Genomic DNA, 25,388 nt, shown 5'->3' on the forward strand with positions numbered 1-25,388 from the left:
GAAAGATGCGGGAGGGTGCGCCTGCTGCCGCGCAGGCCAGCGAGCCAGAACAAGACAAAAAGCAAGGTATTCAGTGAAGAAAAATCGCATTGCACTGGCCGTCTCGGCAGTGCTGATGGGCCCTGCCGTGGCCGCCGCGCAGGCAGTGGAGGCTCCCGCGTCGTTGCCGGAGGTGGTGGTATCGGCCGGACCCGACCGCGGCGAGGTGCCGGCGGTGCCGCCCAACACGCCGGCGCCGGCGTATGGCATCAGCAGCACGCGCATGGCCGACTTCAACGTGGTCAATACCGAAGACGCGCTCAAGTACGCGCCCAACCTCGCCGTGCGCAAGCGCTTTATCGGCGATATGAATTCGATCATCTCGGTGCGCAGCACCAGCTCGCGCCAGTCGGCGCGCGGGCTGGTCTATGCGGATGGCCTGCTGCTGTCCAACCTGCTTGGTTCGGACTACAGCTTCCCGCCGCGCTGGTCGCTGGTCAATGCCGCCGAGATCGAGCGCATGGACGTGCTGTACGGCCCGTATTCGGCGCTGTATCCCGGCAATTCGCTGGGCGCGACGGTGCTGATCACCACGCGCACGCCGCAGAAGTTCGAGGGTGACGCCAGCGTGCAGCTGTTCACACAGCGCTTCAACCTGTACGGCACCCACGATAACTTCAACGGGGTGCATGCCAACGCCTACGTGGGCGATCGCGTCGGCGCGTTCTCGTGGCTGGTCAGCGTGGACCGGCAGGACAGCAAGAGCCAGCCGCTGAGCTTCTACACCGCATCGCGCTCGACGCGGCCCGCGGGCGCGGCGGACACGCCGGTGTCCGGCGCCTATTTCGACCGGGACCAGAGCGGGCGCGACCGCGTGGTGATGGGGGTGAACAGCGAGGGCGTCACGCACACCGTGCAGGACCAGCTCAAGCTCAAGCTCGGCTACGACATCACCAGCACGCTGCAGGCGCAGTTCACCGCCGCCTACTGGCAGCAGGACCGCTCCAGCACCACCGGCAGCTACCTGCGCGATGCCAATGGCAATGTCGTATCCAGCGGCCCGGTCAATATCGGCGGCTACCAGTACGTGATTCCGGCCAACGCCTTTGCGCCCGGCAATGGCGAGGATGCGCGCTGGCTGTACGGCCTGTCGCTGCGCACGCGCAACCAGACGGGGTGGAACTTTTCCGGCGTGGCGTCGCTGTTCGATGTCAGCAAGGACGTGAGCCGCAGCGCCAGCACCGTCGGCAACGGACCGGGCACTGTGACGTATGGCGACGGCACCGGCTGGCGCACGCTCGACCTGAAGGCCGACTACCGCCCGGAGCGCCTGCAGGGCGGGCACTGGATCACCTTCGGCTACCACTATGACAACTACCGGCTGAGCAATACCACCTACAACACCTCGGACTGGCGCGCGGCCACCATCACCGCGTTCAACAATGCCTTCACCGGCAAGACCGAGACCCAGGCGCTCTACGCGCAGGACGCCTGGTACTTCGCCGAGGACTGGAAGCTGATCCCCGGCGTGCGCTACGAGCACTGGCGCGCCTATGACGGCAGCCGCAGCCAGCCCGGCGTGGACATCGGCTATCCGGTGCGCAGCGAATCCAACTGGTCGCCCAAGCTGGCGCTGGAGAAGGCGTTCGGGCAGGACTGGCTGGGCCGGCTGTCGCTGGGCCAGGCCTATCGCTACCCGACCGTCAGCGAGCTGTTCCAGGGCCGCATCACCGGCACTTCGCTGATCAACAACGATCCCAGCCTGCGGCCGGAACGATCATTCTCCAAGGACCTGACCTTCGAACGCACGGTGGACGCGTCGAACTTCCGCGTCTCGCTGTACGAGGACGATATCCGGGATGCGCTGGTCAGCCAGACCAACACCACGGTATTCCCCACCGTCACCAGCTTCCAGAACGTCGAGCGGGTGCGCACGCGCGGCATCGAGCTGGCCTATGACGGGCGCGATGTGCTGGTGCGCGGCTTCGACCTGTCGGCCAGCGGCGCCTACAACCATTCGAAGACGCTGGAGAACGCCAACAACCCGGCCTCGGTCGGCAAGTATTTCTACCGCATCCCGAAGTGGCGCGCCAACCTGGTGGGCACCTATCGCTTTACGCCGGCGTGGGCCGGCACGCTGGCGATGACGTATTCGGGCCGGCAGTACAATACGCTCGACAATTCGGACACCAACCCCGACACCTTCGGCGGCACCAGCAGCTTCCTGACCTTCGACGTCAAGGTGACGTACAAGCCCGCAAAGAACGTTCGCCTCGGGCTTGGCATCGACAACCTCACCGACCAGCGCTATTACGTCTACCACCCGTACCCGGGCCGGACGTTCTATGCGGAGGCGAAACTCTCCTTCTGAGCACGTGAACACGCTGACTCCAACCCTGCCAGGCGCGCGCCGCGCTGTCCGCCTGATCGCTGCCGGACTGGTGGCTTGCGCCACGCTCGCGCCTGTCGTCGCGGCCGCGCAGGAGCATGGCGCTCACGCCAGCCACGGCGCCCAGGCCAAGCCGAAAATGAGCGAACTGGGCACCGGCGCCGCCTTCGATCGCGACGGCAAGCTGTGGATCGCCTACAAGGACGGCCAGCATGTCGCGGTGCGTTCGTCGACGGACTACGGTCGCAGCTTCAGCGAAGCGCGGCATGTCAACGCCACGCCGGAGCCCGTCGCCGCGGATCATGAAAGCCGCCCCAAGGTGGCCACCGGCGCCGACGGGGAGGTCTACATCACCTGGACCCAGCCGCTGCCCAAGCCATGGACCGGCTTTATCCGCTTTGCGCGCTCCAGCGACGGCGGCAAGACCTTTGCCGAACCGCTGACGGTGCATGCCAATCGCGACCAGATCGCGCACCGCTTCGACGCCCTCGCGGTGGACCCGGCCGGGCGCGTCTTCGTCAGCTGGATCGACAAGCGTGATGTGACCGCCGCGCAGGCGCGCAAGCAGCCGTATGCCGGCGCCGCGATCTACTACGCTGTCTCCGCCGACCAAGGCAAGAGCTTCCAGGGCGACTACAAGATCGCCGACCAGTCTTGCGAATGCTGCCGCATCGCGCTGACGCCCGCGCCCGACGGCAGCATGCTGGCGCTGTGGCGCCATGTGTTCCCGCCCAACGCGCGCGACCACGCGCTGGCGCTGCTTGGCGCAGACGGCAAGGCCACGCCGATGCAGCGCGCCACCTTCGACGACTGGCGCATCGACGCGTGCCCGCACCACGGCCCCGGCGCGTCAGTGGCGCCGGACGGCACCGTGCACATGGTCTGGTTCAGCGTGCGCGACGGCAAGCCGACGGTGTCGGTGGGCCGCTGGCGCGACGGCAAGCTGCAGGCGCAGCGCCCGCTCGACGACGCGCGCGCACAGCATGCCGATATCGTCGCGCTGAACGACAACGACATCGCGGTGGTGTGGAAATCGTTCGACGGCCAGCAGACGCGGCTTTCCGCCATGCTGTCGCGCGACGGCGGCAAGACCTGGCAGACGCGCAAGCTGGCCGGCACCGAACGCGACTCCGACCAGCCGCACCTGCTGCAGCACGCCGGCCGCGCCTACGTGCTGTGGCGTACCGAGGCCGATGGCTTCCAGGTGTTCGCGCTCGGGCAGGAGGGCGCATGATGCGATCGCGCCGCCAACTGCTCGCCGCCGCTATGACCGCCGCCGTTGCCACATGCGCGCTGATGCTCGGCACCGCCAATGCCGCCGACCGCGTTGCCGTGTTCGAATCCGCCAACGCCGCGCGCATCGCCGCCAGCCAGCAGGGCAAGCCCTTCGTGCTGGTGGTGTGGTCGCTGGATTGCGTCTATTGCAAGCGCAACTTCGACGCCATCGGCAAGCTGCGGGCGCGGCATCCGGACTTGCGCGTCGTCACGCTGGCGACCGACAGTGCCGACGCCTCGCCGCAGGTGCAAAAGATGCTCGAACGCGTCCGGCTGACGCGCAATGCGTGGGTGTTCGGGCACGAGCCGCAGGAGCGGCTGCGCTATGCGGTCGACCCCGACTGGATGGGCGAAATGCCGCGCACCTACTTCTATCGCGCCGACGGCCAGCGGCAGGGCGTGTCCGGCGTGATCAGCGAAGGTGACTGGGCCAGGCATCTGCGCTGGGCCGGCATCGCGGGCTGAAACCGCAGCGGCGCCGGCCCGGCGCCGCCTTTCACGGCATCGCTCAGGACAGTTCCTTCGGCAGCTTGCCGCCGTTGGCGGCCAGCTCCTGCATCAGCCGCTTGTGCAGCCACACGTTCATCGCCGCGGAGTCGTTCATGTCGCCGCTGTAGTGCAGCTCGCGCGCGAGTTCCTTGCGGTGTTCCAGGCTGCTGTCGATGCCAAGCACCTTCATCGTATCGACGATGGAGGTGCGCCAGTTCAGCGTCTGCCCGCTCTGCTGCGCCATGCGGTCCATGATGGCCTCGACGTCCACACCCGACAGCGGTGTGGCTTGCGTCCCTGCGGCGGTCGCACCGGTAGTCCCCTGGACGTTGCCCGCGGGCGCCGCGCCGGTGCCGGCGGTTGGCGCGGTGCCGCCCGGCGCGCCCGCTGAAGTCGGCGACCCAGCGGCGGGTGGGGTGGTGGTCGCGGTGGTGGTGGCCGCCGGCTTGTCCTTGCCCAGCAGCTTGTTGAGGATGTCCTTGAAGATGCTCATGGCGGGCTCCTGAAGGGTGAACGGGGCAGCAAGCCCTTGCAGGTTCCGGGCCACCGTCGCGGTATCGTCTTTGCGCGGCTAAGCCGCACCGTTTGTAAATGGTGCGTGTAGCGCGTCCGGCTTCCGCGCCGGCAGCGCTGGCGTCGGCTGGTTCTTCCTGTTCAGCGCAGTCCTGCGCGTTCCTCGTTCGAGGGATCGGTAGTTTCCCCACTCTTCCTGCGTGGCCAGCAGCGTCTATGATTCGGGCGGGTTGGTTCAATAAAGAAACAGATGTTCAAATATGAACACGCAGCGACCGCGACAGATGAAAGATCTGCGGTGGTCCAAGGAGGAAACATGATGAAATTCCGCATCGCCGCGGCCGCGCTGGCAGCTGCGCTGCCGCTGGTGGCGGCAGCGCAGTCGGTGACCCTGTACGGCGTCATCGATACGGGCGTGGAATACCTGAACCACGTCGGCGCGGCGGGCCACGCCCTGGTGCGCCAGCCGTCGTTGGCCGCGACCGTGCCGTCACGCTGGGGTTTGCGCGGCACCGAAGATCTCGGCCACGGACTCAAGAGCGTGTTCGTGCTGGAATCGGGCTTTGCACCGGACTCCGGGGTGTCGAACCAGGGCCCACGCCTGTTCGGGCGACAGGCCTTCGTCGGGCTGAGCGGCCCGTGGGGGCAGGTCGGCTTGGGGCGCCAGTACACCATGCTGTTCTGGGCCAGGCTGGATACCGACATCCTGACCTCCAACGTTTATGGTGTCGGCTCGATCGACAGCTATATCCCCAACACGCGCGCCGACAATGCGGTGTCGTACAAGGGCAAGTTCGGCGGCGTCACGGTCGGCGCGACGTACAGCCTGGGCCGCGATGCCGTCAATGCCGGCCCCGGACCGGCGGGCACCAATTGCGCGGGCGAGAATCCCGCGGATGCACGCGCCTGCCGCGAATGGTCGGCCATGCTGATGTACGAGACCGACTGGTGGGGCGTGAGCGCGGCCTACGACTCCCTGCGCGGCGGGCCCGGCGCGTTCGGCGGCCTGACCCGCAGCAGCCTGAAAGACGATCGCTTCTCACTGGGCGGCTACATGCTGCTGCAGCGAACCAAGCTGGGCCTCGGGCTGCTGTCGCGCAACAACGAGGCGAGCGCCACCCCGCGCAGCGATCTATGGTTCGCGGGCGCCTCGCATGACCTCACGCCCGCGTTCAACCTCGCTGGCGAAATCTATTACCTGCGCTATCGCCACAGCGCGAACCGGGCCTGGCTTGGTGCGATTCGCGGCACCTATGCGTTCTCGAAACGCACCTCCGTCTACGCGACCGCGGGCTATATCGACAATCGCGGCCAGTCGGCGCTGTCGGTCAGCGGCGGCAGCCCGGGAGGCAATCCGGCACCCGGCGGCAACCAGGCCGGCGTCATGCTGGGCATCAAGCAGATCTTCTGAGCCGTTGCAGTCTTCTTTCAAAAGGTAGAACGATGAAATCCTCACGCTTGCTGTCGGTGCTGACCGGCATCGTCCTGATGTGCGCCACGGCGCTTTCGTCCGCAGCGCCCGCGGCGGCGCCTGTGGCTGCCACTGACTATTTCCGCGTGACGCTGCTGGGTACGGGCACGCCGGTGCCTTCGCCCGCCCGCGCCGGCTACAGCACGCTGGTGGAGGCCGGTGGCCAGAAGCTGGTCTTCGATTTCGGCCGCAACGTATCCGTGCGGCTGTGGCAGCTGCGCATTCCGCTGGGCAGCGTCGATGCGCATTTCCTCACGCACTTTCATTCCGACCACCTGGTCGGCCTGCCCGACCTGTGGCTGACCGGCTGGCTGCGCCCGCCCTACGGCCGCCGCGACCGGCCCATGGCGCTGTATGGCCCGGCGGGAACGCGCGCGCTGGCCGAGGGCCTGCGCCAGGCCTTCGCCGCGGACATCGCGATCCGGCACAAGGACGAGGGCAGCGCGCTCACCGGCATCACCATCGATGCGCATGACGTGGCGCCCGGCGTCGTCTATGAGAAGAACGGCGTGCGCGTGACCGCCTTCGAGAACGATCACGGCGACCACATCCGCCCGTCGTATGGCTACCGCATCGAGTATCGTGGCCGGGCGGTGGTGCTGTCGGGCGATACCCGTTTCAGTCCCGCCGTGGTGGCGCAGGCCCGGAACGCTGACGTGCTGGTGCATTGCGTCACGCTGATCCCCGACGCGCTGCTGGCATCGAACCCGGCGTACCGCGCCATCTACGACCACCTGTCTTCGCCGGAAGATGCCGCGCGCGTGTTCCAGGCCGCGGCGCCGAAGCTGGCCGTGTTCAGCCATATCGGCCTGAACGGCGATGCCACCGTCGGCCAGATCGTCGAGCGGGTCCGCAAGACCTACGCCGGTGAACTGCTGGTTGGCGAAGACCTGACCCGCGTCGACATCAGCCTGGAGGGTCGCGCCGGGACGCCGGGCGGCATTGCGGTGTGGCAGGAGAAGCAATAAGCCACCCGGCGCGTGCCGATACGATCAGTCCGGCTTGATCCCTGCCCGCGCAATGATCGGCCTCCAGCGCTGCTGCTCCTGCGCGATAAAGCGCGAGAATTCCGCCGGCGTGCCGCCCACCACGATGGCCGCGTCCGCGCTCAGGCGTTCGACCGAGCTCTGGCTCTTCACGGCTTTCATGGTGGCGTCGGCCAGCTTGTCGGCGGCGGCCTGCGGCAGCGATGCCGGCGCCAGCAGGCCGTACCACTGCGTCATCTCGAAGCCGGGATAGCCTTGCTCGGCCACCGTGGGCACGTCGGGCAACTGCGCGATGCGCTGGGTGGTGCCGGTGGCGATGCAGCGCACCTTGCCGGCCTTGATGAACTGGAGGATGGCGGGCGCGCCGACCGCGGCGGCGTCGAGCCGGCCGGACAGCAGGTCGGTGATCTGCGGGCCGCTGCCGCGGTATGGCACGTGGGTGATAAAGGTGCCGGAGGCGGCCTTCAGGTATTCGAAGGCGAGGTGGCCGGCACTGCCATTGCCGGCCGAACCATAGTTGAGCTTGCCGGGCTTGCTCTTGGCGAGCGCCACGAATTCCTTCAGGTTCTTCGCGGGCACGTCGGGATGGACCACGTACAGGCTCGGCACCTTGGACAGCAGCGAGATCGCGCGGAAGTCCTTGACCGGGTCATACGGCAGCTTCGGGAAGATGAAGGGATTGACCGCCAGCGTGCCGATATGGCCGAGGATCAGCGTGTGGTTGTCATCGGCGCGCGCGACTTCGCCCATCGCGATATTGCCGGCGGCACCCGGCTTGTTCTCGACGAACACCGACACGCCCAGCAGCTTGGTCAGCTCCGCCGCGGTCGAGCGCGCGACGATTTCGGAACTGCCGCCAGGCGCGAACGGCACCACCAGCCGGACCGGCTTGGCGGGCCAGGCCTGGGCGCGGGCGAGCGTGGGCGCCAGCGCGCACGCGCCCAGCGCGGCGCTGGCCTTGAGCAGTTGGCGGCGAAAGGGATTGGCTGCGGTCATGCTGGTCTCCTCGGGTTGCGGTAGCCGGGCCGTGAAGCGGCAGGCGATTAAGTTGTTATTCGGGCCGGATGTTGCCGTCGCGGATCACCTTGGCCCATAGCCGCGCCTGGCCGTCGATGAACTGTCGCGCTTGCGCCGGCGGCGCCGCCACGACCTCGCCACCAAGCTCGGCCACGCGCTGCCGGATCTCGGCGCTGGTCATGACCTTCTGCAGCGCGTCGGCAAGCCTGGCGGCGACCGGCTCCGGGGTCGCGGCGGGAACGAAGGCCGCGTTCCATTCATACACCTCGTAGCTGGCCACGCCGGCTTCCTGCATGGTCGGCACCGCGGGCAGCGCCGGGGTGCGCGAGCGGCTGGTCACCGCCAGCGGCTTGAGCTTGCCGGCCTGGATGTGCTGCAGGCTCGAGGCCACGTTGGCAAAGAACAGCGGCACCTGGCCGGCGATGACATCGGTCATGGCCGGGCCGCCGCCCTTGTAGGGCACGTGCAGCAGGTCGACGCCGGCGCGCTGCTCGAACAGCACGCCGGCCAGATGCTGCGCCGAGCCGTTGCCCGAAGACGCAAACGCCACCGAGCCGGGCTTCTGCCTGGCCATGGCGACGACATCGCTGACCTTGCCCGCCGCAAAGCTGGCGGTGGCGACCAGCACATTGGGATAGCGCGCCAGCACGCCGAGCGGCCGGAACGCCTTGTCCGGATCGTAGGGCAGGCGCGGATAGAGGCTGGGATTCACGGCATAGGACGAGGCATCGACCATCACCGTGTAGCCGTCGGCCGCGGCCTTGGCGACATAGGCTGCGCCGATCTGCCCGCCGGCACCCGGCCGGTTCTCGACCACCACGGTCTGCCCCAGTTCGCGCCCCAGGCCGGGCGCGATCAGACGTGCCATCAGGTCAGCGCCGCCGCCCGGCGGGTATGTCACCACGATGGTGATGGGACGTGCCGGCCAGGCCGCGGCGTTGTCGGCGGCCTGTGCCGGGGTGGCGATGGCGATCATGGCGGTGGCCGCAGCGGTGGCTGCAGCGGCAATCGCGTGGCATGCGCGCATGGGTCTGTCTCCTTGGCGACGGTCCATAACGGTGCTCAGCGGACGTCGGCGGTATAGCGAAAAGCAAAGGCGTCGCCGCGCGTCAGGCGATACTCGACGCAGTGGCCAGCCAGGTCATAGGCGTGGCGCGTGACCACCGCGCACGGATGCGCATCGGGCAGTGACAGCAACGCAGCCTCGTCCGCCGCCAGCGTGCGGAAGGTCACCTCGTCGACGGCACGATGGACCGTGACGCCGCAGGCGCTGCCCAGCAGCGGGTAGAGCAGGTCGCCCCACTGCGCCGGCGGCAGCTGCTGCAGGGCTTCGCAGCGCGGCAGCGGCAGCCAGATCGACTCCAGCAGCCGTGGCGTCTGCTCCAGCCAGCGGCGGCGCGAGATCGCCAGCCCGCGCGCGCCACTTGCAAGCCCGAACCGCGCCGCCATGGCCTTGTCCAGCCGGACGGCGCGGCACGACAGGATTTCAGAGCGGGGCACCACGGGCGCGCCATCGGCGCCGCCGAAGCGAAAGAAACGCATCAGGCTGGCGCCGCTCAGCCCCTTGCGCACGAAGGTGCCCTTGCCCTGCACGCGCTCGAGCAGGCCTTGCTGGACCAGCACGGCGATGGCCTGGCGGATGGTGCCCAGCGCAATGCCGAACTCCCTGGCCAATGCGCCTTCGGCCGGGATGGCATCGCCTGGGGCCCAGGCGCCGCAAACGATCCGGTCCTGCAATGCCGCCGCAATCTGGCCGTAGCGGCTCAGTCCCGCGGTGGCGTTGGTGTTCTGGAGCGCTGCGTTGTCTGGCATGCCGAAGCCGTGCTAAATTGATTGAGTGCTTATGTCCTCTAGAGGACTAGAATACTGACGCGGGTCTGGATGCCATATCCGGATATACCCGCCCCACGGAGGCTTGATGATGAGCAGGCGCGCTTCGCCGCTGGTGGATACCCATTTCCACGTCTTCGATACCGGCGTGGCCTCGGCTTCGGCGCGCTACCGGCCGGCCTATGCCGCTGGGCTGCATGACTGGCAGGCGGCGCTCGGCAGCCTGGGCGGGCTGGACGGCCAGGGCGACCTGTATGGGGTGGTGGTGCAGACCAGCTTTCTCGGCACCGACAATACCGCGCTGCTGGCCGCACTGCGGGCGCGGCCCGGCCGCCTGCGCGGCGTGGCGGTGATCGACCCGACCTTCACGGACGCGCAGCTGACAGCGCTCCAGGCCGCCGGCGTGCGCGGCATCCGCCTGAACCTGTACGGCGATCCGGAATGGCAACGCATTGCCACCGCGCCGTGGCGTGCGCTGTTCCACAGGATTGCGGCGCTGGGCTGGCACGTCGAACTCCATACCGGCAACGGGCAGGGCGCCATGGTGCTGGCGCAGCTCGATGCGGCGCTTGGCGATGCCGGCGCGCCGGTCGTGCTTGACCACTTCGGCCGGCCTGGCAGCGCCGGGATTGCGGATGCGGTCTTCGATGCCGCCATGGCAGTGCGCGCGCGCCGCCAGGTTTGGGTGAAAATCAGCGCGCCCTACCGGCTGGCATCGCCGCACGACTGGCCCCTGCTTGCGCAGCGCTGGCGCGACATCGTCGGCGATGACCGCCTGCTATGGGGCAGCGACTGGCCCTGGACCAATCACGAGGGGCCGCAGCGGCTGGACGAGTGCCGCGAGCTGGCCGCGTGGCGAGGGCAGGCCGATGACGGCGAGGCGGCGCGCGAGGCGTTGTCCGCCGCGCTGCGCTGGCGCAACGCGGCGGCGCTTTACGGGTTTGCCGTGGCGGCGTAGCGGTATCGTCGCGCTGCTACTTGCGAGGCTTGGCGCGCGTATTTTTCCTGGCCGCGGCGCGGGCCGCTTCCTTTTGCGCCGCTGCCGCCGCGCTCAACTGCTCCAGCCAGGCCATGCCCTCGACATACGACAGGAAATGCCGCAGGTATTCGGGCGAGGTCTCGCGCATCAGCGACAGCGCGCGATGTACGAGATGGTCGGTATTGAGCGGCCCGGCGTTCTCCGGCACCCGTTCCAGCGACTGGCGGAACTGCTGCTCGACGCTGACCCTGGCCCAGGTTTCGCGGAAGTAGTCGGCGAGGGTGTCGACCAGCGGCGTGTCGACCGCTTGCGCCGGTGCCGGCGATCGCGCACGGGCATCGTTCGAAGCCGGCGCGAGCGCGGGTTTGGCGCGCGCTGCGAGGTCGTGAACCAAGGCGCCCAGCGCGCTCACGGCTGGCGTTGGCGCCGGCCGGCAAGTGGTCTCGCCAGCGTTATCGGCGCTATCGGCGCTATCGGCGCTATCCGGCACGATGGCGGCATAGGCGGCGACCAGTTCCTGCAGGCGCGCCTCCAGCAACTGCCGCGCCGCGCCGCCGTGTGCGGCAGCACGGGCGGCCAGTGCCTGCATCAGCCGGAAGCGCACGGGGTCGGCACGGTCGGCGCCGCTGGCCTGCCAGGCGTGCAGTTGCGCGCGGGCGTCGGCCGCCGCGTCGAGCTCAGCCATGCGCCTTCACCGTGCCGGTGGTCACGCGCGGCACCGGCGAGATTTCCACGCGCCGGTTCTTCGCGCGGCCGGCGGCGTCGGCATTCGGCGTGACCGGCTGCTGCGAGCCGAACGCGGCCGAGAACACCGACGACGGCGGGATGCCCGCATCGATCAGCGTGCGGGTCACGGTCAGGGCCCGCTGTGCCGACAGCTCCCAGTTGTCGGCAAAGCGCCGGTTGCCCTCACGCACGTGCTGGTCGTCGGTAAAGCCGCTGACCATCAGGATCTCGTCGCGGCTGCGCAGGTAGGCCGACAGCGGCTGGGCCAGGCTCCTGAGCAGGTCGCGGCCTTCGGGCTGCAGCTCGGCGGAATTGAGCGCGAACAGCACGCTGCCGCTGATGCCGATGCGCCCGTTCACCAGCGTCACGCGGCCGGCGGCGAGCGGGCCGGCCAGCGCCTTTTCCAGGGTCTCGCGGCGCTGGGCTTCCTCTTGCCGCTGCTTCACCTCGGCTTCGAGCCGCGCCGACAGCTCCATCTGCACGCCGATGACCCCCAGCAGCACCAGCACGAACGCGCCCAGCAGCACCGACATCAGGTCGCCGAAGACCGCCCAGGCCGGCACGGTGGGCTCAACGCCGGCGTCGAGTTCTTCTCTCATGCCGCCTCTGCGCCGGGCGCCTGCGGGGTTGCGCGCTGCTGCAGGTCTTCCAGGATCTGCTTCTGCGACAGCATGCTCAGGTCGACCACCTCGCGCGCCTGCGCAACGTAGTAGGCCAGCTGCTCGTCGCTGCGCGTCATCGACTTGTCGAGCGCGGCCTCGATGCGCTGCAGGTGCTCGATCAGCTTGCCGTTCGATTCGCTGAACAGCTGCACCGCCACGCCGAAGGCTTCACCCAGGCTGGCCACCTCGACCGCGCTGCCGGTGACATGCGCGGCGATGTCGGCAAGCTTGCCGGTCGCGGCCTCGACCTTGTCGGTGAAGCGGCCGCCGACGCGCTCGAGCAGGTCGGCGGTGGTGGCAACCAGCGTATCGACCGCGGTGCGCTGCTCGGTAGAGGCGTGGTTGACGGCGTCAAGCAGCGTGCCCAGCGTCTCCATCATGCGGCTGCGTTCTTCCAGCATGGCGTGGTCGCGCGCCATGCCTTCGGTCAGTTTCTCGCGCAGCTGTGCAATGACCTCGGCGGCGGCGCGGGGCGCTTCGCTCGCAGCCTGCAGCAGGCGCGAGACTTCGGCGACGGTATCGGTGGCCTGGCTCTGGGCCTGCGCCGCCATGTCGCGCGCGGTGATGGCCAGCGTTTCGCAGATCTCCTGCTGGCGCGCGGTGGCATGCGCGCTGGCCTGCTCCCATTCGCCGCGCAGCGATGCCGCCATGGTGCCCAGCGTTTCGGTCCAGGCGGCCAGGCGTTGCGCGTCCTGCGCCACCAGTTCCGCCTGCAGCGCGGTGGCGGCCTTCGGCGCCTCGGCCGCGGCCTGCACCAGGCGGTCGATCTCGGCCAGGGTGGTGCTGGTATGCGCCTGCGTTTCGGTCGAGATCGTGCGCGCGGTCTGTGCCAGCGCCTCGCAGACTTCCTGCTGGCGCGCGGCGGCGTGCGTGCTGGACTGCTCCCACTGCTGGCGCAGCGTCGCGGCGATGCCGCCGAGGGTTTCGGTCCAGCCGGCGAAGCGCGCCGCATCGCGCTCGGCCAGTTCCGCCTGCAGCGCGACCGCGGCCTTCGGCGCTTCCGAGGCGGCCTGCACCAGCCGGTCGATTTCGGCGAGGGTGCGGCTGGCATGCGCCTGCGTCTGCGCGGAAATCTCTTGCACGTGCTGCGCCAGCGTCGCGCTGATTTCGTCCTGGCGCGCGATCGTGTGCGCGTTCAGCTGCTGCCATTCCTGGCGCAGCGTGGTCGTGATGCCGCCAAGGGTATCGGTCCACGCGGCAAAGCGCGCTTCATCGCGCGATGCCAGTTCGGCCTGCAGCGCGACGGCGGCCTTCGGCGCTTCGGCGGCGGCCTGCACCAGGCGGTCGATCTCGGCCAGCGTGCTGCTGGCATGCGCCTGCGTCTGCGCCGAGACCTCGCGCACGTTCTGCGCCAGCGTGGCGCTGATTTCGTCGTGGCGGCTGACGGTGTGTGCGTTCAGCTGTTCCAGTTGCTGGCGCAGCGTTGCCGTCATGCCGCCGAGCGTGTCGGCCCAGGCCGACAGGCGCTGCGCGTCCTGCGCGGCCAGCTGTGCCTGCAGGCCGGCGTGCGAGGCATCGACGTTGCGCACCAGCGCCGCGGCGTGCTCGCCGAACGTTGCCGTGGTGGCGGCCAGCGCCTGCTGGTTGTCGCCGGCCAGTTTTTCGCCGGCCTGCTGCTGTTGCGACAGCGCCTCGCGCCAGGCCTCGGCGGTGCTGGCCGCGACCGCATCGAAGCGGTTGGCGACATTGTCGAGCAGACTGGCCGAGCGTTGCTCAAAGGTCTGGCTGAAGCCATCGAGCGCAGCGCGCAGGTCCGCCGCCAGCGTCTCGCTGGTGCGCTGATGGCCGGCAAGCGCCTGGTTCCAGGTATCGGCGACACCGGCAGTGGCGCGCTCGAACCGGCTCGAAACGCCGTCCAGATGCTGTTGCACCGCCTGCGTGACGGTGTCGCGCAGCGCCGTGGTCTCGCGCGCCAGGCCGGCCATGGTCGCGTCCACCGCGGGCTGGATCGCTGCACCCGCGGCGCGGGCGCTGTCGGCGATGCTGTCCCTCAGCGATTGCTCCACCGATGACGCCAGGCGCGCATAGACCGCCTCGGTCTTGCCGTGGAAGGCGTCCTGGCTGGCCAGCAGCCGCTCGGCCAGGGCCTCGTGCTGTTGCGCCATGGCGCGCATCATGGCCTGCATCTGTTCGGCCAGCGCCGGCATCACGTCGGCCTGGCGCTGCAGCAGCTGCAAGGCCTGGTCGCGCTGGTGGTCGCGCTGATGGCCGCGCGAGTAGCTGCGCAGCGTGGTGGCAATGCGGGCGTCGAGCGCCTGCGCGGCCTGGATGCGCTCGCGCCGGCACAGCGCCGACAGCAGGCCCAGCATGGCCGAGGTGGCCACACCCGCGACCGAGGTGCCGAAGGCAAAGCCCAGCCCCTTGACCGGCGCCGCCAGCGAAGCGCGGATCGCCTGCAGGTCGGTCGCGCCTTCCAGCGCGATGCCGGTGCCGCGCAAGGTGGCCACCATGCCGAGGAACGTGCCGAGCATGCCCAGCAGCACCAGCAGCCCGACCAGGTACGGCGTCAGCGCGGGGCCGGGCAGGCCGACGCGTTCGCCTTCGACGCGCAGCCGCACGCGGTCGCGCAGGCTGGGGTGCAGGCGTTCCAGCCAGCCGCCAAGGCTGGCCGGCGCTTCGGCCAGGCCGGCCAGCGCCTGCGCCAGCGTGGCAGTGGCCTGCCGGTAGCGCAGCAGTTCCAGCGCGCCGCCGATGTAGAAGCCGCCGATCAGCAGGGTGACGACGAGCGCCAGGAAATTGGTGCCGGCATAGCCCGCGCCAATCCAGCAGACGACCGCCAGGCCCGCCAGGAACGCAACAATATGGGAGAGGTATCGGGTCATGATGTCCGGGTTAGCTGTCTTGCAGCGCCGCCAGCAAGCCTTCGACGGGCTGCCAGCGGATCTCGAGTTCGGCGAGCAGCACGCTCTGCATATCCTTGCGGAACACGCCCAGCCATGCGCCTGGGCGAGCCGCAGCGGGTTGTCCTGATGCCTGGGCCTCCGCCTCCAGCGCCGCGGCTTCGGCCTGGCGCAGCCGCTGGAAGTGCGGCTCCAGCAGGTTCGGCACCGCGCCCAGCAGGCTTTGCTCGCGCATGCCCAGCACGCGCTCCATCACCGCGTCGACCATCGCCAGCTTGGCCAGCGCCGGCGTGCGGGCCGACAGCGCCGCGCGCAGGCGCCCGCGCACGCTGCCGATGGCGGTTTCCATGGCTTGCTGCAGCGTCTGGTAACGCTGGCGATGGACCGCGTAGTCGACCTGCGCATCGACCGGGTCGGGGAGCGCCGACGGCCGCGCCGGCCCGCGCCGCCGCGCTGCCGGCGCCGCATCTTCGGCAATCGCATCTACCAGCCGGGCGCGCACGCGCGCGCATTCCTGCGCTTCGGTGCTGCCGCCGGCACTTGCCGGGGCCGGCGTGGCCGCAGCATGGGCCTTCAACGCAGAAGACAGCGCGATCGCATCCGCCCAGCCAAGCCATTGGCTCAGCTGGCTGGAAAGCGAGCTTGCAGGGGCGGGGGCGTCGGCATCGGTCAAGCGGGCCAGCAGGCGGACCAGCGTGGGTCCGCTCAGGCCTGTGCGCCGGGGCACTTGTAACATTCCGCTGGATTGGAAAAAGGCAGCAGTTTACACGCCCCGGGCAGTGGCGCGGCCGGCGGGGCTGGTGGATGATGGCGGGAATCCGCTTTCGACCGGTCCAGACAGGTCCCGGCCCATCTCGCCCCGATCCCGCCCAACCCGACACGGAGCCACGCCATGCAACCTGAAGGCCTGCCCGAAGGCTACCAGCCGCTGTTCCGCACCAGCCCGTTCCTCGACGCGACCGGCCCGTATTTCTACAAGCCGACCGAGCAGGGCTTCACGGTTGGGCTCAGGGTGGAGCAGAAGCACACCAATGCCTCCGGCACCGTCCACGGCGGGCTGGTTGCCACGCTGGCCGATGTCTCGCTCGGCTATGTCACCGCCACCTCGCAGCAGCCGCCGTTGCGCATGACCACGGCGAACCTGAGCATCGACTATGTCGGCACGGCCAGGGTTGGCGACTGGATCGAATCGCAGGTCGAGGTCATCAAGGCGGGCTCGCGGCTGGCGTTCGCGAAGGCGCTGATCAGCGCCGGCGGCAAGCCGGTGGCTAGTACCAGCGCGGTGTTTCTGGTGGTGGGTGCGCAGCAGGAATGATCCAGCGGCAATCCAGGCAGCCTAGTTTTCCGACCGCTGGCAGAACCGCAGCCGGTTCCCGAACGGGTCGGCCACCTGCAGCATCCGGCCCCAGCCCACGTCCTCGACACCGGGCCTGGCGTACGGATAGTCCCTGGCGGACAGCTCCCGGTGCAGCGCATCGATATCCACCACCGGCACGAACACGGTCGACCCCGGCGTGGCATCGCCATGGTGCTCGCTCAAATGCAGCGTCAGGCCGCTGCGCGTGACCTGCGCGTACAGCGGCAAGCCGTCTTCGAAGCGATGCTCCCAGTCGAGCGTGAAGCCGAGGAAATCCAGGTAGAACTCCATGGCCTTGTCGACCGAGAAGATGCGGAGGATGGGGATGCCGGCGGACAGGTTCATGGTGTCTGGTGCGGGAGAGGCGCGGGAATCTGGATGATAGCCGCCGCATAAGCATCGGCGGCAATCTTCGTTGTCTCGGCGCGGTGCTGCGACTAAGCTGGCGCTCCGACTTGCCTGCCTGGAGCACCGCCATGACCCCGACCCACAATTCCCGTCGCCGCTGGTTTCTCGCCGCAGCGGGCGCGGCCGCGGCCAGTGCGCTGCCCGGCGTCAGCCTGGGGCAGGGCCTGACGACATTGCGCATCGGCTACCAGAAGTCCTCCACGCTGATGATCCTGCTGAAATCGCGGCAGACGCTGGAAAAGGCGTTGGCGCCAAAGGGCGTGGCGGTGCAGTGGTATGAGTTCACCTCCGGCCTGCCGCTGCTCGAAGCGCTGAACCTCGGCAACATCGACCTCAGTGCCGACGTCGCCGACGCGGTGCCGCCGTTCGCGCTGGCGGCCGGCGCGTCGCTGACGTATTACGCGACCGAGACCCCGTCGCCGCAGGCGCAGGCGATCGTGGTGCGTGCCGATTCGCCGATCCGCGAGGTGGCCCAGCTCAAGGGCCAGCGCGTGGCGTTCGCCAAGGGGGCCGGCGCGCATTACCTGGTGCTCGAGGCGCTGGCGCGCGCGGGACTGTCGATCCGCGATATCGAGCCGGCCTACCTGAGTCCCGCCGATGCGCGCGCCGCGTTCGAGCGCGGCAGCGTGGCGGCGTGGGTGATCTGGGATCCGTTCCTGGCGGCGGTGCAGCGCCAGTCCAATGCACGCGTGCTGCGCGATGGCGAAGGGCTGTCGAGCTATCGCCGCTTCTACCTGGCGGCCACGCCGTTCGCACGTACGCATGCCGAGGTGCTCGAGGTGGTGTTCGACGCGCTGCGCGACGCCGGCGACTGGGTCAAGCGCCACCCGGCCGAGGCCGCGCGCTGGCACGCGCCACTGATCGGCCTGGATGCCGCCACTGTGGAGGCCGCGAACGCGCGGCGCAGTTACGCCGTACGCACGGTCGACGCGGCCGCGCTGGCCGAGCAGCAGCGCATTGCCGATGCCTTTGCCGTGCAGGGCATCCTGCCGCGCAAGGTGGCGGTGTCGGCCTCGCCGGTCTGGCGCAAGGCATAAGCCGCGGCGCGCTAGCGCAGGCCCGGCATCCGCTTGTCCGGCGGGGCGCAGCTAGCGCCCTGTAGGTCCCGGACCGCATCTCGTCGTCCGGCCGCAGGCTGACCCCGCGCGCGGCCTTTCGCTTCCATCTTTTCCCCCTGCACGCCATTGCTGGCGCCAGCGGCAAGCCAGCCGCCATGGCCAACCCGCCCACTGAACCTGCGACCGATTCGTAGGGAATAACCCTTGCAGGCCGAAAAATATATCACGACATGATGTATTGTTCGGAACTCCCGAAGCCGACGCCGCCTGTTGGTGTCGTCGCGTCGCCCCCCGCTTCAAGGAGCCTGCATGCGCATACGCAAGCAAACCGACTTTTATTCCGGCCTGATGTTCATCATCCTTGGCCTCAGCTTTTCCTTCGTTGCCCGCGGCTATTCGATGGGCACCGCCGCCAGGATGGGACCCGGTTATTTCCCGTTCTGGCTCGGCATCGTGCTGGCGCTGCTCGGCACCGTGGTCGCCACCGGATCTCTGTCGCACAAGAGCGAAGAAGACCGCATGGCGCGCTGGGACATCAAGACGCTGCTGTGGATCCTGGGCTCGGTGGTGCTGTTCGGGCTGGTACTCAAGCCGCTGGGCATGGTGCTGTCGGTGCTGGCGCTGGTGCTGGTGTCGTCGATGGCCAGCCATGAGTTCACCTGGAAGGGCGCCATCCTGAACGCCGTGATCCTGGTGCTGATCAGCACCGTGGCCTTTGTCTACGGCATCAACCTGCAGATGCCGGTGTGGCCGGCCGCTTTCGTCAACTAGGGGATATCGGATGGAGTTGCTGAGTCATCTCGCGCTGGGGTTTTCCACCGCGCTGTCGCTGCAGAACCTGGCCTATGCCTTCCTGGGATGCGTGCTGGGCACGCTGATCGGGGTGTTGCCTGGCCTGGGACCGCTGGCCACCATCGCCATGCTGCTGCCGATCACCTACACGCTGCCGCCGGTGGCGGCGCTGATCATGCTGGCGGGCATTTACTACGGTGCGCAGTATGGCGGCTCTACCACCGCCATCCTGGTGAACCTGCCCGGTGAGTCGTCGGCGGTAGTGACCACGCTGGACGGCTACCAGATGGCACGGCGCGGCCGCGCCGGGGTGGCGCTGGCCACCGCCGGGCTGGGCTCGTTCTTTGCCGGCAGCGTGGCCACGCTGATCCTGGCCGCGTTTGCCACGCCGCTGTCGGAGCTGGCGTTCAAGTTCGGCCCCGCCGAGTATTTCTCGCTGATGGTGCTGGGGCTGATCGGTGCCGTGGTGCTGGCCTCGGGCTCGCTGGTCAAGGCCGTGGCGATGATCGTGCTGGGTTTGTTGTTGGGGCTGGTCGGCACCGACGTGAACTCGGGCGCCGCGCGCTTCTCGTTCGACGTGCCGGAGCTGACCGACGGCATCAGCATTACCGCGCTGGCGATGGGGCTGTTCGGCTTTGCCGAGATCATCGCCAACCTGGAGCAGAAGGAGCATCGCGAGACCTTCACCGACCGCGTCACCAACCTGTTCCCGACCCGGGAAGATTTCAGGCGCATGATCCCGGCGGTGCTGCGCGGCACCGCACTGGGTTCGTCGCTGGGCATCCTGCCGGGCGGCGGCGCCTCGCTGGCTTCGTTCGCGGCGTATTCGCTGGAGAAGAAGACCTCGAAGTTTGCGCACGAATTCGGCAAGGGCGCGATCGAAGGCGTGGCCGGTCCGGAGTCGGCCAACAACGCCGCGGCGCAGACCTCGTTCATCCCGCTGCTGACGCTCGGCATTCCGCCCAATGCGGTAATGGCGCTGATGGTGGGGGCGATGACCATCCACAACATCCAGCCCGGCCCGCAGGTGATGACCAGCAACCCGGCGCTGTTCTGGGGCCTGATCGCGTCGATGTGGATCGGCAACCTGATGCTGGTGGTGCTGAACCTGCCGCTGATCGGCGTGTGGGTGAAGCTGCTGACGGTGCCTTATCGCTTCCTGTACCCGGCCATCCTGGTGTTCTGCAGCATCGGCGTCTATTCGGTCAACAACACGGTGTTCGACGTCTTTGCCGCGGCCAGTTGCGGCCTGATCGGCTATGTCTTCCACAAGTTGCGCTGCGAGCCGGCGCCGCTGCTGCTGGGCTTCGTGCTGGGGCCGATGATGGAAGAGAACTTCCGCCGCACCTTGCTGCTGTCGCGCGGGGATTTCTCGGTGTTCACCACGCGTCCGCTGTCGCTGGGCCTGCTGGTGGCCGCGGCGGCGCTGGTGGCGGTGGTCGCGCTGCCGTCGATCAAGGCCAAGCGCGAAGAGGCGTTCCAGGAGGAATAACGAGGGGGAGCGGGGGGCAAGGCAGTCTCGCATCAACGAGAACGACGGGCTGTTTCGTCCCTGGCGGACGAAACAGCCCTGGCCTTGCGCGGGCAGTGCGGCTGGCGCCCTGCGCCGCTTACCGCCAGGCCGTCAGATCACGCCCATCGCCGGATCGCTGACGGTATCCTCGCCGGTCTCCATGCGTCCGGCAAAGCGGCGCGAGAATGCCGGGCTGGCCTCGCAGCTAACGACGAAGTCGTACCAGTTGCCGCTTTCCGCCACCGGCCATTCCAGCGTTTCCACCTTGCCCGCCTTGACCCGCTGCGTCCACGGGCCGTCGTCGCGATAGGCCAGCGCCTTGACGGTGAAGGTCACGTCGGCATCGCCGTCGTTATGCAGCTTGACCTGGATCGTCGGCTTCTTGCAGGGGTTGTAGCAGACCTGTATTTCGGTTGAGGTGGTCGCCGTCTCGTTGAGGTCGCCGGTGAAGGCGCGGTGATAGCCGTTGGGGCCGAGCACCCACAGGTCGTACTTGCCGCCGTCGGCGTTGACATCCCACGCGTCGTCCAGCGCCTTGCCGGCCTCGACCACGTAGCGGCGCGGGATGCGGTCCAGGTGCAGCTTGTCGTAGACATGGAACACGGCGCCGGCCTGGTGCGCGCTGCCGTTGGCGAACAGCAGGCGCACGGTGCGCGACGCGGCATCGACGCGCGCGCTGGTATGCAGTTCATACGGCAGCTTGCGCGACGGGCGCGAGCCGGTGGCCTGTGCCGGCAGCGCGGGCGACGCTGGCACCGGGATGGCGGGCTGCGTCTGCTGCCAGGCGGTCAGGCTGGTGGCGTCGGCGCGCGTGGTGCGCCCCGCCAGCACGGGCAGCGTCTCGGTGTTGGGCGTGGCGAAGTTGAAGGCGCTGGTCAGGTCGCCGCAAACGGCGCGGCGGTAGGCGCTGATCTGCGGCTCCATCACGCCGAAGCGCGCTTCCAGGAAGCGCAGCACCGAGGTATGGTCGAACACCTCGGAGTTGACCCAGCCGCCGCGGCTCCACGGCGACACCACCCACAGCGGCACGCGCGGGCCCGGCCCGAACGGCTTGCCATCCTGCGGCGGCTGCTTGGGCGTGGCGGGCGGGTAGTTGAAGTACTCGTAGGCCATCTGCGCATCGTCCAGCGTCGACTTGCCGGCCAGCGTGCCGTCCGGGTTGCGCGACGGCGCCGTCGGCGGCGGGCTGTGGTCGAAGAAGCCGTCGTTCTCGTCGAAGTTGATCAGCAGCACGGTCTTGCTCCAGACCTCCGGCGATGCCGTCAGCGCATCGAGGATGGCCTGCACGTACCAGCCACCCTTGGCCGGGCTGGACGGCCCGGGGTGCTCGCTGAACTCGGCCGGCGGGATGATCCACGACACCTCGGGCAGCCGGCCGTTGAGAACGTCGTCGCGCAGCGACTGCAGGAAGCCGCCGTCGGGCATGGTGTTGCAGAAGCCCTTGGCCAGCGCACTGTACTGGTCGTCGATATCCGGGTTGTAGGGCGGATTGACGCCGGTGCCAGCGGTGTTGGACAGCTTGCGTCCCTCCGGCATCTTTTCCATCTCGGCGCGCCAGTGCCGGAAGCTCATCATCTGGTTGCAGCCGTAGTTGTCCGGCACGTTCTGGTAGACCTTCCAGCTCACGCCCGCGCCTTGCAGGCGGTCGGCGTAGGTCTTCCAGGTCCAGCCCTCGGTGGACGGGCCCACGTCGGCGCCGGCGTTGAACTCATTGATCATCACCGCGACGTTGTCGCCGGTGGGACCGTTGCTGCCGGTCCAGTAGAACAGGCGGTTGGGGATGGTGCCGGTGTGCATCGCGCAGTGGTACGCGTCGCACAGCGTGAAGGCGTCGGCCAGCGCGCGCTGGAACGGGATCTCGGCGTTGTCGTAGTAGCCCATCGACAGCGCCTTCTTGGCCACCGGCCAGCGGTCCATGCGGCCGTGGTCCCAGGCGGCCTGCGCATCGGGCCAGGTATGTGGCGTGCCGCCGGCGCGCTGGGCGTTGCCCTGCGTTTCATCGAGATGGTAGGGCGTCAGCGTATTGCCGTTGGCATCGGTCTGGTAGAACGCGTTCTTGCCGTTCGGCAGCGGGATCGCAAAGCGGTCGCCGTAGCCGCGCACGCCCTTGAAGGTGCCGAAGTAGTTGTCGAACGAGCGGTTTTCCAGCATCACCATCACGACGTGCTTGACGTCCTGGATGGTGCCGGTGGCGTTGTTGGCCTCGATCGCCAGCGCGCGGCGGATGCTGGGCGGAAAGCTGGCCAGCACCGCGGCGGCGGCGCCGGTGCCGAGGCTGGTCTTGAGGAACTGTCGCTTGGACGGATTGAAGGTCATGGCTTGGGTTGGGTCGTTCTGTCGCTGGATTGGAACGCGGCCCGCATCAGGGGGCGCAACGCGTGCTGCAGTTGCCAGGCTTGCCAGTGTGGCCGGGCTTGCCGGCCGCGTCCGGCGCGTTGCCGTTGGCGGCGCCGGGCTGCAGCGTGCCGCCTGCCGCGCCGGAGGAGTCGTCGCCGCCGCAGGCGGCAAGCATCAATGCCAGGGTGAGGGTGCCAGCCGCCAGCCATGGCCGGGCGGAATGCAACAGCAAGGTGGGTCTCATTGGTGCAGGGCCTTTTCTTCTGGTTGAGGGAGAGAACGATGGCCGCGCCCGTTGCGCCGACAGACGGCTGCACGCATCGGACTTCCGCCGCGGCGGAGGACAAGCGCGGGTCCGGCCGGATGCTGAGGAAATGGCCGTGGCTTGTCGCGACAGCGGGCGATTGTTGACGGATCAAGTGTCAGATGTTTGACAGTGAGCACTTTCGGTACTTTGCCTTTGTAACCAAAAGTGTCAGCAAACAGGCGTGGCAATTGCAGGCATTGCCGGGTTGCAGCCGTTCATCCGTTCAACCCGATACAGGAGATCGCTATGCCCGACACGCCCGACGCCAAGGCCAAGTCCACGTCAAACACCACATCCGCCGCCGGTATCAACGGCGCTCCGGCCGGCTATGGCGATGCCCAGCGCGGCGCAGGCGGAGAGCTGCACCAGGTTGCCGGCGGCGCGCATGTCCCGCTGACTACCAACCAGGGCGCGCCCATCGCGGACAACCAGAACTCGCTCAAAGCCAATCCGCGCGGCCCGACGCTGCTCGAAGATTTCATCCTGCGTGAAAAAATTACACACTTCGACCACGAGCGCATCCCCGAGCGGATCGTCCATGCGCGCGGCACCGCGGCACACGGCTATTTCGAGCTGACCGATTCGCTGGCGCAATTCACCACCGCCAGCATCCTGACCGAGGTCGGCGTCAAGACGCCGGTGTTTGCGCGCTTCTCCACCGTGGCCGGCGGCGCGGGTTCGATCGACACGCCGCGCGACGTGCGCGGCTTCGCGGTCAAGTTCTATACCAAGGAAGGCAACTGGGACCTGGTCGGCAACAACATCCCGGTGTTCTTTATCCAGGACGCGATCAAGTTCCCCGACGTGGTCCACGCGGTCAAGATGGAGCCCGACCGCGCGTTCCCGCAGGCGGCCACCGCGCACGACACCTTCTGGGACTTTATCTCGCTGACGCCGGAGTCGATGCACATGGTCATGTGGATCATGTCGGACCGCACCATCCCGCGCTCGCTGCGCATGATCGAAGGCTTCGGCGTGCACAGCTTCCGCCTGCTCGACGAGCAGGGCCGCTCCACCTTCGTCAAGTTCCACTGGCGCCCGAAGCTGGGGCTGCAGTCGACGGTATGGGACGAGGCCGTCAAGATCGCCGGCGCCGATCCGGACTTCCATCGCCGCGACATGTTCAATGCGATCCAGTCCGGCCACTTCCCGGAATGGGAACTGGGCGTGCAGCTGTTCACGGAGGGCGATGCCGCGAAGTTCCCGTTCGATCATCTCGATCCGACCAAAATCATCCCGGAAGAGACCGTGCCGCTGAGGATCATTGGCCGCATGGTGCTGGACCGCTGGCCCGACAACTTCTTTGCCGAAACCGAGCAGGTGGCGTTCTGCCCCGCCAATATCGTGCGCGGCATCGATTTCTCCAACGATCCGCTGCTGCTGGGCCGCTTGTTCTCCTACCTCGACACGCAACTGCTGCGCCTCGGCGGCCCCAACTTCAACCAGATTCCGGTGAACGCGCCCAAGTGCCCGTTCGCCAACCACCAGCGCGACGGCCATATGCAGATGCAGCGGCCCAAGGGACGCGTCGCCTACGAGCCCAACTCCCTGTCCGACAATTCCCCGCGCGAGGCGCCCGACCTCGGCTTCCGCCACGCGCAGGTGCCCGAGCGGGGCGACAAGGGCCGCATCCGCGCCGAGACCTTCGCCGACCACTACAGCCAGGCGCGCCTGTTCTACCGCAGCCAGACCCGCGCCGAGCAGGCGCATATCGCCTCGGCGCTGGTGTTCGAGCTGTCGAAGGTCGAGCACGTGCATGTGCGCGAGCGCATGGTGGCCCACCTGCTCAATATCGACCCGGACCTGGGCCGGCGCGTGGCCGATGGCCTGGCGCTGGACCAGGTCCCGGAGCCGCTGCCCACCGCCGCGCCGGTGCAGGACCTGCCGCCGTCGCCGGCGCTGCAGATCATCGGCAAGATGAAAGACACGCTGCAGGGGCGCGAGATCGGCATCCTGGTCGCCGACGGCTCCGACGGCGCCACCGTCGAGGCGATCCGCCAGGCGGCCAGCGCCGCCGCCGCTACGGTGAAGATCGTCGCGCCCAAGGTCGGCGGGGCGGTGCTGGCGGATGGCACCAAGCTGCCGGCGGATGGGCAGTTGGCCGGGACGCCGTCGGTGATGTTCGATGCGGTGGCCGTGATCCTTGGTGCCGATGCCGCCACCATGCTGGTACAGGAGAGCGCGGCGCTGGACTTCGTCTGCTTTGCCTATGCGCACCTGAAGGCAATCGCGGTCGATGCCGGCGGCGAGGTACTGCTCACGCACGCCAACCTGAAGCCGGACAACGGCATCGTGCCGGCCAGCGACCCGGCGCGGTTTATCGCCGCGGCCAAGACGCGGCAATGGGATCGGGAGCCGCAGGTGCGGATGCTGGCCTGAAGCCTCGTGCTCCGGCGGCCAGGGGCCTCTTACGGGTACGCTCCTTGCACGCGCCCCCACGGCGCCGGCCCGCTGCCGCGC

The 25,388-nt window shown here is 68.5% G+C and carries 22 protein-coding genes; 11 read left to right on the forward strand and 11 right to left on the reverse strand.

Annotation, left to right across the window (positions count from 1 at the left end):
• The first annotated feature begins 115 nt into the window (after positions 1 to 115).
• The 3 genes from A2G96_RS22575 to A2G96_RS22585 are packed head-to-tail and all read left to right on the forward strand — an operon-like array spanning position 116 to position 4,108.
• Complete coding sequence (locus tag A2G96_RS22575; RefSeq protein ID WP_417926442.1) at positions 116 to 2,350, forward strand: TonB-dependent receptor; 2,235 nt, start codon at positions 116 to 118, stop codon at positions 2,348 to 2,350.
• A gap of 4 nt (positions 2,351 to 2,354) precedes the next feature.
• On the forward strand, positions 2,355 to 3,602 hold the full coding sequence (locus A2G96_RS22580; protein ID WP_231909723.1) for a sialidase family protein: 1,248 nt from the start codon (positions 2,355 to 2,357) through the stop codon (positions 3,600 to 3,602).
• Complete coding sequence (locus A2G96_RS22585; protein ID WP_062802462.1) at positions 3,599 to 4,108, forward strand: thioredoxin domain-containing protein; 510 nt, start codon at positions 3,599 to 3,601, stop codon at positions 4,106 to 4,108. The genes A2G96_RS22580 and A2G96_RS22585 overlap by 4 nt, the downstream gene beginning before the upstream one ends.
• A 43-nt stretch (positions 4,109 to 4,151) precedes the next feature.
• Here the strand turns inward: A2G96_RS22585 and A2G96_RS22590 are convergent, their stop codons facing one another.
• Positions 4,152 to 4,625, reverse strand: coding sequence for a DUF3597 domain-containing protein (locus A2G96_RS22590; protein ID WP_062802463.1), 474 nt, complete (start codon positions 4,623 to 4,625; stop codon positions 4,152 to 4,154).
• Positions 4,626 to 4,964: 339 nt separating this feature from the next.
• On the opposite strand from A2G96_RS22590, the gene A2G96_RS22595 reads away from it, so the two are divergent.
• Both A2G96_RS22595 and A2G96_RS22600 read left to right on the forward strand, forming a co-directional pair.
• Entirely contained in the window at positions 4,965 to 6,056 is a 1,092-nt protein-coding gene (locus A2G96_RS22595; protein ID WP_062802464.1) for a porin, read from the forward strand.
• A 32-nt stretch (positions 6,057 to 6,088) separates the two neighbouring features.
• Complete coding sequence (locus A2G96_RS22600) at positions 6,089 to 7,084, forward strand: MBL fold metallo-hydrolase (protein ID WP_062802465.1); 996 nt, start codon at positions 6,089 to 6,091, stop codon at positions 7,082 to 7,084.
• A 24-nt stretch (positions 7,085 to 7,108) separates the two neighbouring features.
• Here A2G96_RS22600 and A2G96_RS22605 read toward each other — a convergent pair whose 3' ends face one another.
• The 3 genes from A2G96_RS22605 to A2G96_RS22615 are packed head-to-tail and all read right to left on the reverse strand — an operon-like array spanning position 7,109 to position 9,931.
• A complete protein-coding gene (locus tag A2G96_RS22605) occupies positions 7,109 to 8,098 on the reverse strand; it encodes a Bug family tripartite tricarboxylate transporter substrate binding protein (protein ID WP_062802466.1) in 990 nt (329 codons plus the stop codon).
• A gap of 55 nt (positions 8,099 to 8,153) precedes the next feature.
• Positions 8,154 to 9,146, reverse strand: a complete 993-nt coding sequence (locus A2G96_RS22610) for a tripartite tricarboxylate transporter substrate binding protein (RefSeq protein WP_062802467.1) — start codon at positions 9,144 to 9,146, stop codon at positions 8,154 to 8,156.
• Between the two features lie 35 nt (positions 9,147 to 9,181).
• The gene (locus tag A2G96_RS22615) at positions 9,182 to 9,931 is read right to left on the reverse strand and encodes a GntR family transcriptional regulator (protein WP_062802468.1); all 750 of its coding nucleotides are present in this window, start codon (positions 9,929 to 9,931) and stop codon (positions 9,182 to 9,184) included.
• Between the two features lie 106 nt (positions 9,932 to 10,037).
• Here A2G96_RS22615 and A2G96_RS22620 point away from each other — a divergent pair, with 106 nt between their 5' ends.
• On the forward strand, positions 10,038 to 10,907 hold the full coding sequence (locus tag A2G96_RS22620) for an amidohydrolase family protein (RefSeq protein ID WP_231909724.1): 870 nt from the start codon (positions 10,038 to 10,040) through the stop codon (positions 10,905 to 10,907).
• Between the two features lie 16 nt (positions 10,908 to 10,923).
• Here the strand turns inward: A2G96_RS22620 and A2G96_RS22625 are convergent, their stop codons facing one another.
• Genes A2G96_RS22625 through A2G96_RS22640 form a run of 4 tightly spaced genes read right to left on the reverse strand, consistent with a single transcriptional unit; the run spans position 10,924 to position 15,892 of the window.
• On the reverse strand, positions 10,924 to 11,613 hold the full coding sequence (locus A2G96_RS22625; protein ID WP_062802469.1) for a DUF2894 domain-containing protein: 690 nt from the start codon (positions 11,611 to 11,613) through the stop codon (positions 10,924 to 10,926).
• Entirely contained in the window at positions 11,606 to 12,253 is a 648-nt protein-coding gene (locus tag A2G96_RS22630; RefSeq protein WP_062802470.1) for an OmpA family protein, read from the reverse strand. The genes A2G96_RS22625 and A2G96_RS22630 overlap by 8 nt, the downstream gene beginning before the upstream one ends.
• A complete protein-coding gene (locus tag A2G96_RS22635; protein WP_062802471.1) occupies positions 12,250 to 15,138 on the reverse strand; it encodes a DUF802 domain-containing protein in 2,889 nt (962 codons plus the stop codon). The genes A2G96_RS22630 and A2G96_RS22635 overlap by 4 nt, the downstream gene beginning before the upstream one ends.
• Positions 15,139 to 15,148: 10 nt before the next feature.
• A complete protein-coding gene (locus tag A2G96_RS22640; RefSeq protein WP_062802472.1) occupies positions 15,149 to 15,892 on the reverse strand; it encodes a DUF3348 domain-containing protein in 744 nt (247 codons plus the stop codon).
• Between the two features lie 156 nt (positions 15,893 to 16,048).
• On the opposite strand from A2G96_RS22640, the gene A2G96_RS22645 reads away from it, so the two are divergent.
• Complete coding sequence (locus A2G96_RS22645; RefSeq protein ID WP_062802473.1) at positions 16,049 to 16,471, forward strand: PaaI family thioesterase; 423 nt, start codon at positions 16,049 to 16,051, stop codon at positions 16,469 to 16,471.
• 21 nt (positions 16,472 to 16,492) lie between these two features.
• Here the strand turns inward: A2G96_RS22645 and A2G96_RS22650 are convergent, their stop codons facing one another.
• On the reverse strand, positions 16,493 to 16,858 hold the full coding sequence (locus A2G96_RS22650; protein WP_062802474.1) for a glyoxalase superfamily protein: 366 nt from the start codon (positions 16,856 to 16,858) through the stop codon (positions 16,493 to 16,495).
• Between the two features lie 131 nt (positions 16,859 to 16,989).
• Between A2G96_RS22650 and A2G96_RS22655 the strand changes: the two genes are divergently transcribed.
• The 3 genes from A2G96_RS22655 to A2G96_RS22665 all read left to right on the forward strand — a co-directional run bounded on the left by A2G96_RS22655 (position 16,990) and on the right by A2G96_RS22665 (position 20,263).
• A complete protein-coding gene (locus A2G96_RS22655; RefSeq protein WP_062802475.1) occupies positions 16,990 to 17,958 on the forward strand; it encodes an aliphatic sulfonate ABC transporter substrate-binding protein in 969 nt (322 codons plus the stop codon).
• Between the two features lie 330 nt (positions 17,959 to 18,288).
• Positions 18,289 to 18,750, forward strand: coding sequence for a tripartite tricarboxylate transporter TctB family protein (locus tag A2G96_RS22660; protein WP_062802476.1), 462 nt, complete (start codon positions 18,289 to 18,291; stop codon positions 18,748 to 18,750).
• A gap of 10 nt (positions 18,751 to 18,760) precedes the next feature.
• The gene (locus tag A2G96_RS22665; RefSeq protein WP_062802477.1) at positions 18,761 to 20,263 is read left to right on the forward strand and encodes a tripartite tricarboxylate transporter permease; all 1,503 of its coding nucleotides are present in this window, start codon (positions 18,761 to 18,763) and stop codon (positions 20,261 to 20,263) included.
• 132 nt (positions 20,264 to 20,395) lie between these two features.
• Here the strand turns inward: A2G96_RS22665 and A2G96_RS22670 are convergent, their stop codons facing one another.
• Together A2G96_RS22670 and A2G96_RS22675 are read right to left on the reverse strand one after the other, a co-directional pair.
• A complete protein-coding gene (locus tag A2G96_RS22670) occupies positions 20,396 to 22,600 on the reverse strand; it encodes a phosphocholine-specific phospholipase C (protein ID WP_062802478.1) in 2,205 nt (734 codons plus the stop codon).
• Between the two features lie 46 nt (positions 22,601 to 22,646).
• Positions 22,647 to 22,853, reverse strand: coding sequence for a hypothetical protein (locus tag A2G96_RS22675; protein WP_082819072.1), 207 nt, complete (start codon positions 22,851 to 22,853; stop codon positions 22,647 to 22,649).
• Positions 22,854 to 23,174: 321 nt separating this feature from the next.
• Here A2G96_RS22675 and A2G96_RS22680 point away from each other — a divergent pair, with 321 nt between their 5' ends.
• The gene (locus A2G96_RS22680) at positions 23,175 to 25,307 is read left to right on the forward strand and encodes a catalase (RefSeq protein WP_062802480.1); all 2,133 of its coding nucleotides are present in this window, start codon (positions 23,175 to 23,177) and stop codon (positions 25,305 to 25,307) included.
• Positions 25,308 to 25,388: the final 81 nt, after the last annotated feature.

It is taken from the genome of Cupriavidus nantongensis (genome assembly GCF_001598055.1).
In the GTDB taxonomy this organism is placed as follows: domain Bacteria; phylum Pseudomonadota; class Gammaproteobacteria; order Burkholderiales; family Burkholderiaceae; genus Cupriavidus; species Cupriavidus nantongensis.

Coding starts and splice junctions, on each gene's coding strand:
- A2G96_RS22645 (WP_062802473.1), top strand. CDS start 16,049: ATGCAACCTGAAGGCCTGCCCGAAGGCTACCAGCCGCTGTTCCGCACC.
- A2G96_RS22630 (WP_062802470.1), bottom strand. CDS start 12,253: ATGAGAGAAGAACTCGACGCCGGCGTTGAGCCCACCGTGCCGGCCTGG.
- A2G96_RS22640 (WP_062802472.1), bottom strand. CDS start 15,892: ATGTTACAAGTGCCCCGGCGCACAGGCCTGAGCGGACCCACGCTGGTC.
- A2G96_RS22655 (WP_062802475.1), top strand. CDS start 16,990: ATGACCCCGACCCACAATTCCCGTCGCCGCTGGTTTCTCGCCGCAGCG.
- A2G96_RS22620 (WP_231909724.1), top strand. CDS start 10,038: ATGATGAGCAGGCGCGCTTCGCCGCTGGTGGATACCCATTTCCACGTC.
- A2G96_RS22615 (WP_062802468.1), bottom strand. CDS start 9,931: ATGCCAGACAACGCAGCGCTCCAGAACACCAACGCCACCGCGGGACTG.
- A2G96_RS22600 (WP_062802465.1), top strand. CDS start 6,089: ATGAAATCCTCACGCTTGCTGTCGGTGCTGACCGGCATCGTCCTGATG.
- A2G96_RS22635 (WP_062802471.1), bottom strand. CDS start 15,138: ATGACCCGATACCTCTCCCATATTGTTGCGTTCCTGGCGGGCCTGGCG.
- A2G96_RS22650 (WP_062802474.1), bottom strand. CDS start 16,858: ATGAACCTGTCCGCCGGCATCCCCATCCTCCGCATCTTCTCGGTCGAC.
- A2G96_RS22585 (WP_062802462.1), top strand. CDS start 3,599: ATGATGCGATCGCGCCGCCAACTGCTCGCCGCCGCTATGACCGCCGCC.
- A2G96_RS22625 (WP_062802469.1), bottom strand. CDS start 11,613: ATGGCTGAGCTCGACGCGGCGGCCGACGCCCGCGCGCAACTGCACGCC.
- A2G96_RS22665 (WP_062802477.1), top strand. CDS start 18,761: ATGGAGTTGCTGAGTCATCTCGCGCTGGGGTTTTCCACCGCGCTGTCG.
- A2G96_RS22680 (WP_062802480.1), top strand. CDS start 23,175: ATGCCCGACACGCCCGACGCCAAGGCCAAGTCCACGTCAAACACCACA.
- A2G96_RS22610 (WP_062802467.1), bottom strand. CDS start 9,146: ATGCGCGCATGCCACGCGATTGCCGCTGCAGCCACCGCTGCGGCCACC.
- A2G96_RS22605 (WP_062802466.1), bottom strand. CDS start 8,098: ATGACCGCAGCCAATCCCTTTCGCCGCCAACTGCTCAAGGCCAGCGCC.
- A2G96_RS22595 (WP_062802464.1), top strand. CDS start 4,965: ATGAAATTCCGCATCGCCGCGGCCGCGCTGGCAGCTGCGCTGCCGCTG.
- A2G96_RS22590 (WP_062802463.1), bottom strand. CDS start 4,625: ATGAGCATCTTCAAGGACATCCTCAACAAGCTGCTGGGCAAGGACAAG.
- A2G96_RS22575 (WP_417926442.1), top strand. CDS start 116: ATGGGCCCTGCCGTGGCCGCCGCGCAGGCAGTGGAGGCTCCCGCGTCG.
- A2G96_RS22670 (WP_062802478.1), bottom strand. CDS start 22,600: ATGACCTTCAATCCGTCCAAGCGACAGTTCCTCAAGACCAGCCTCGGC.
- A2G96_RS22660 (WP_062802476.1), top strand. CDS start 18,289: ATGCGCATACGCAAGCAAACCGACTTTTATTCCGGCCTGATGTTCATC.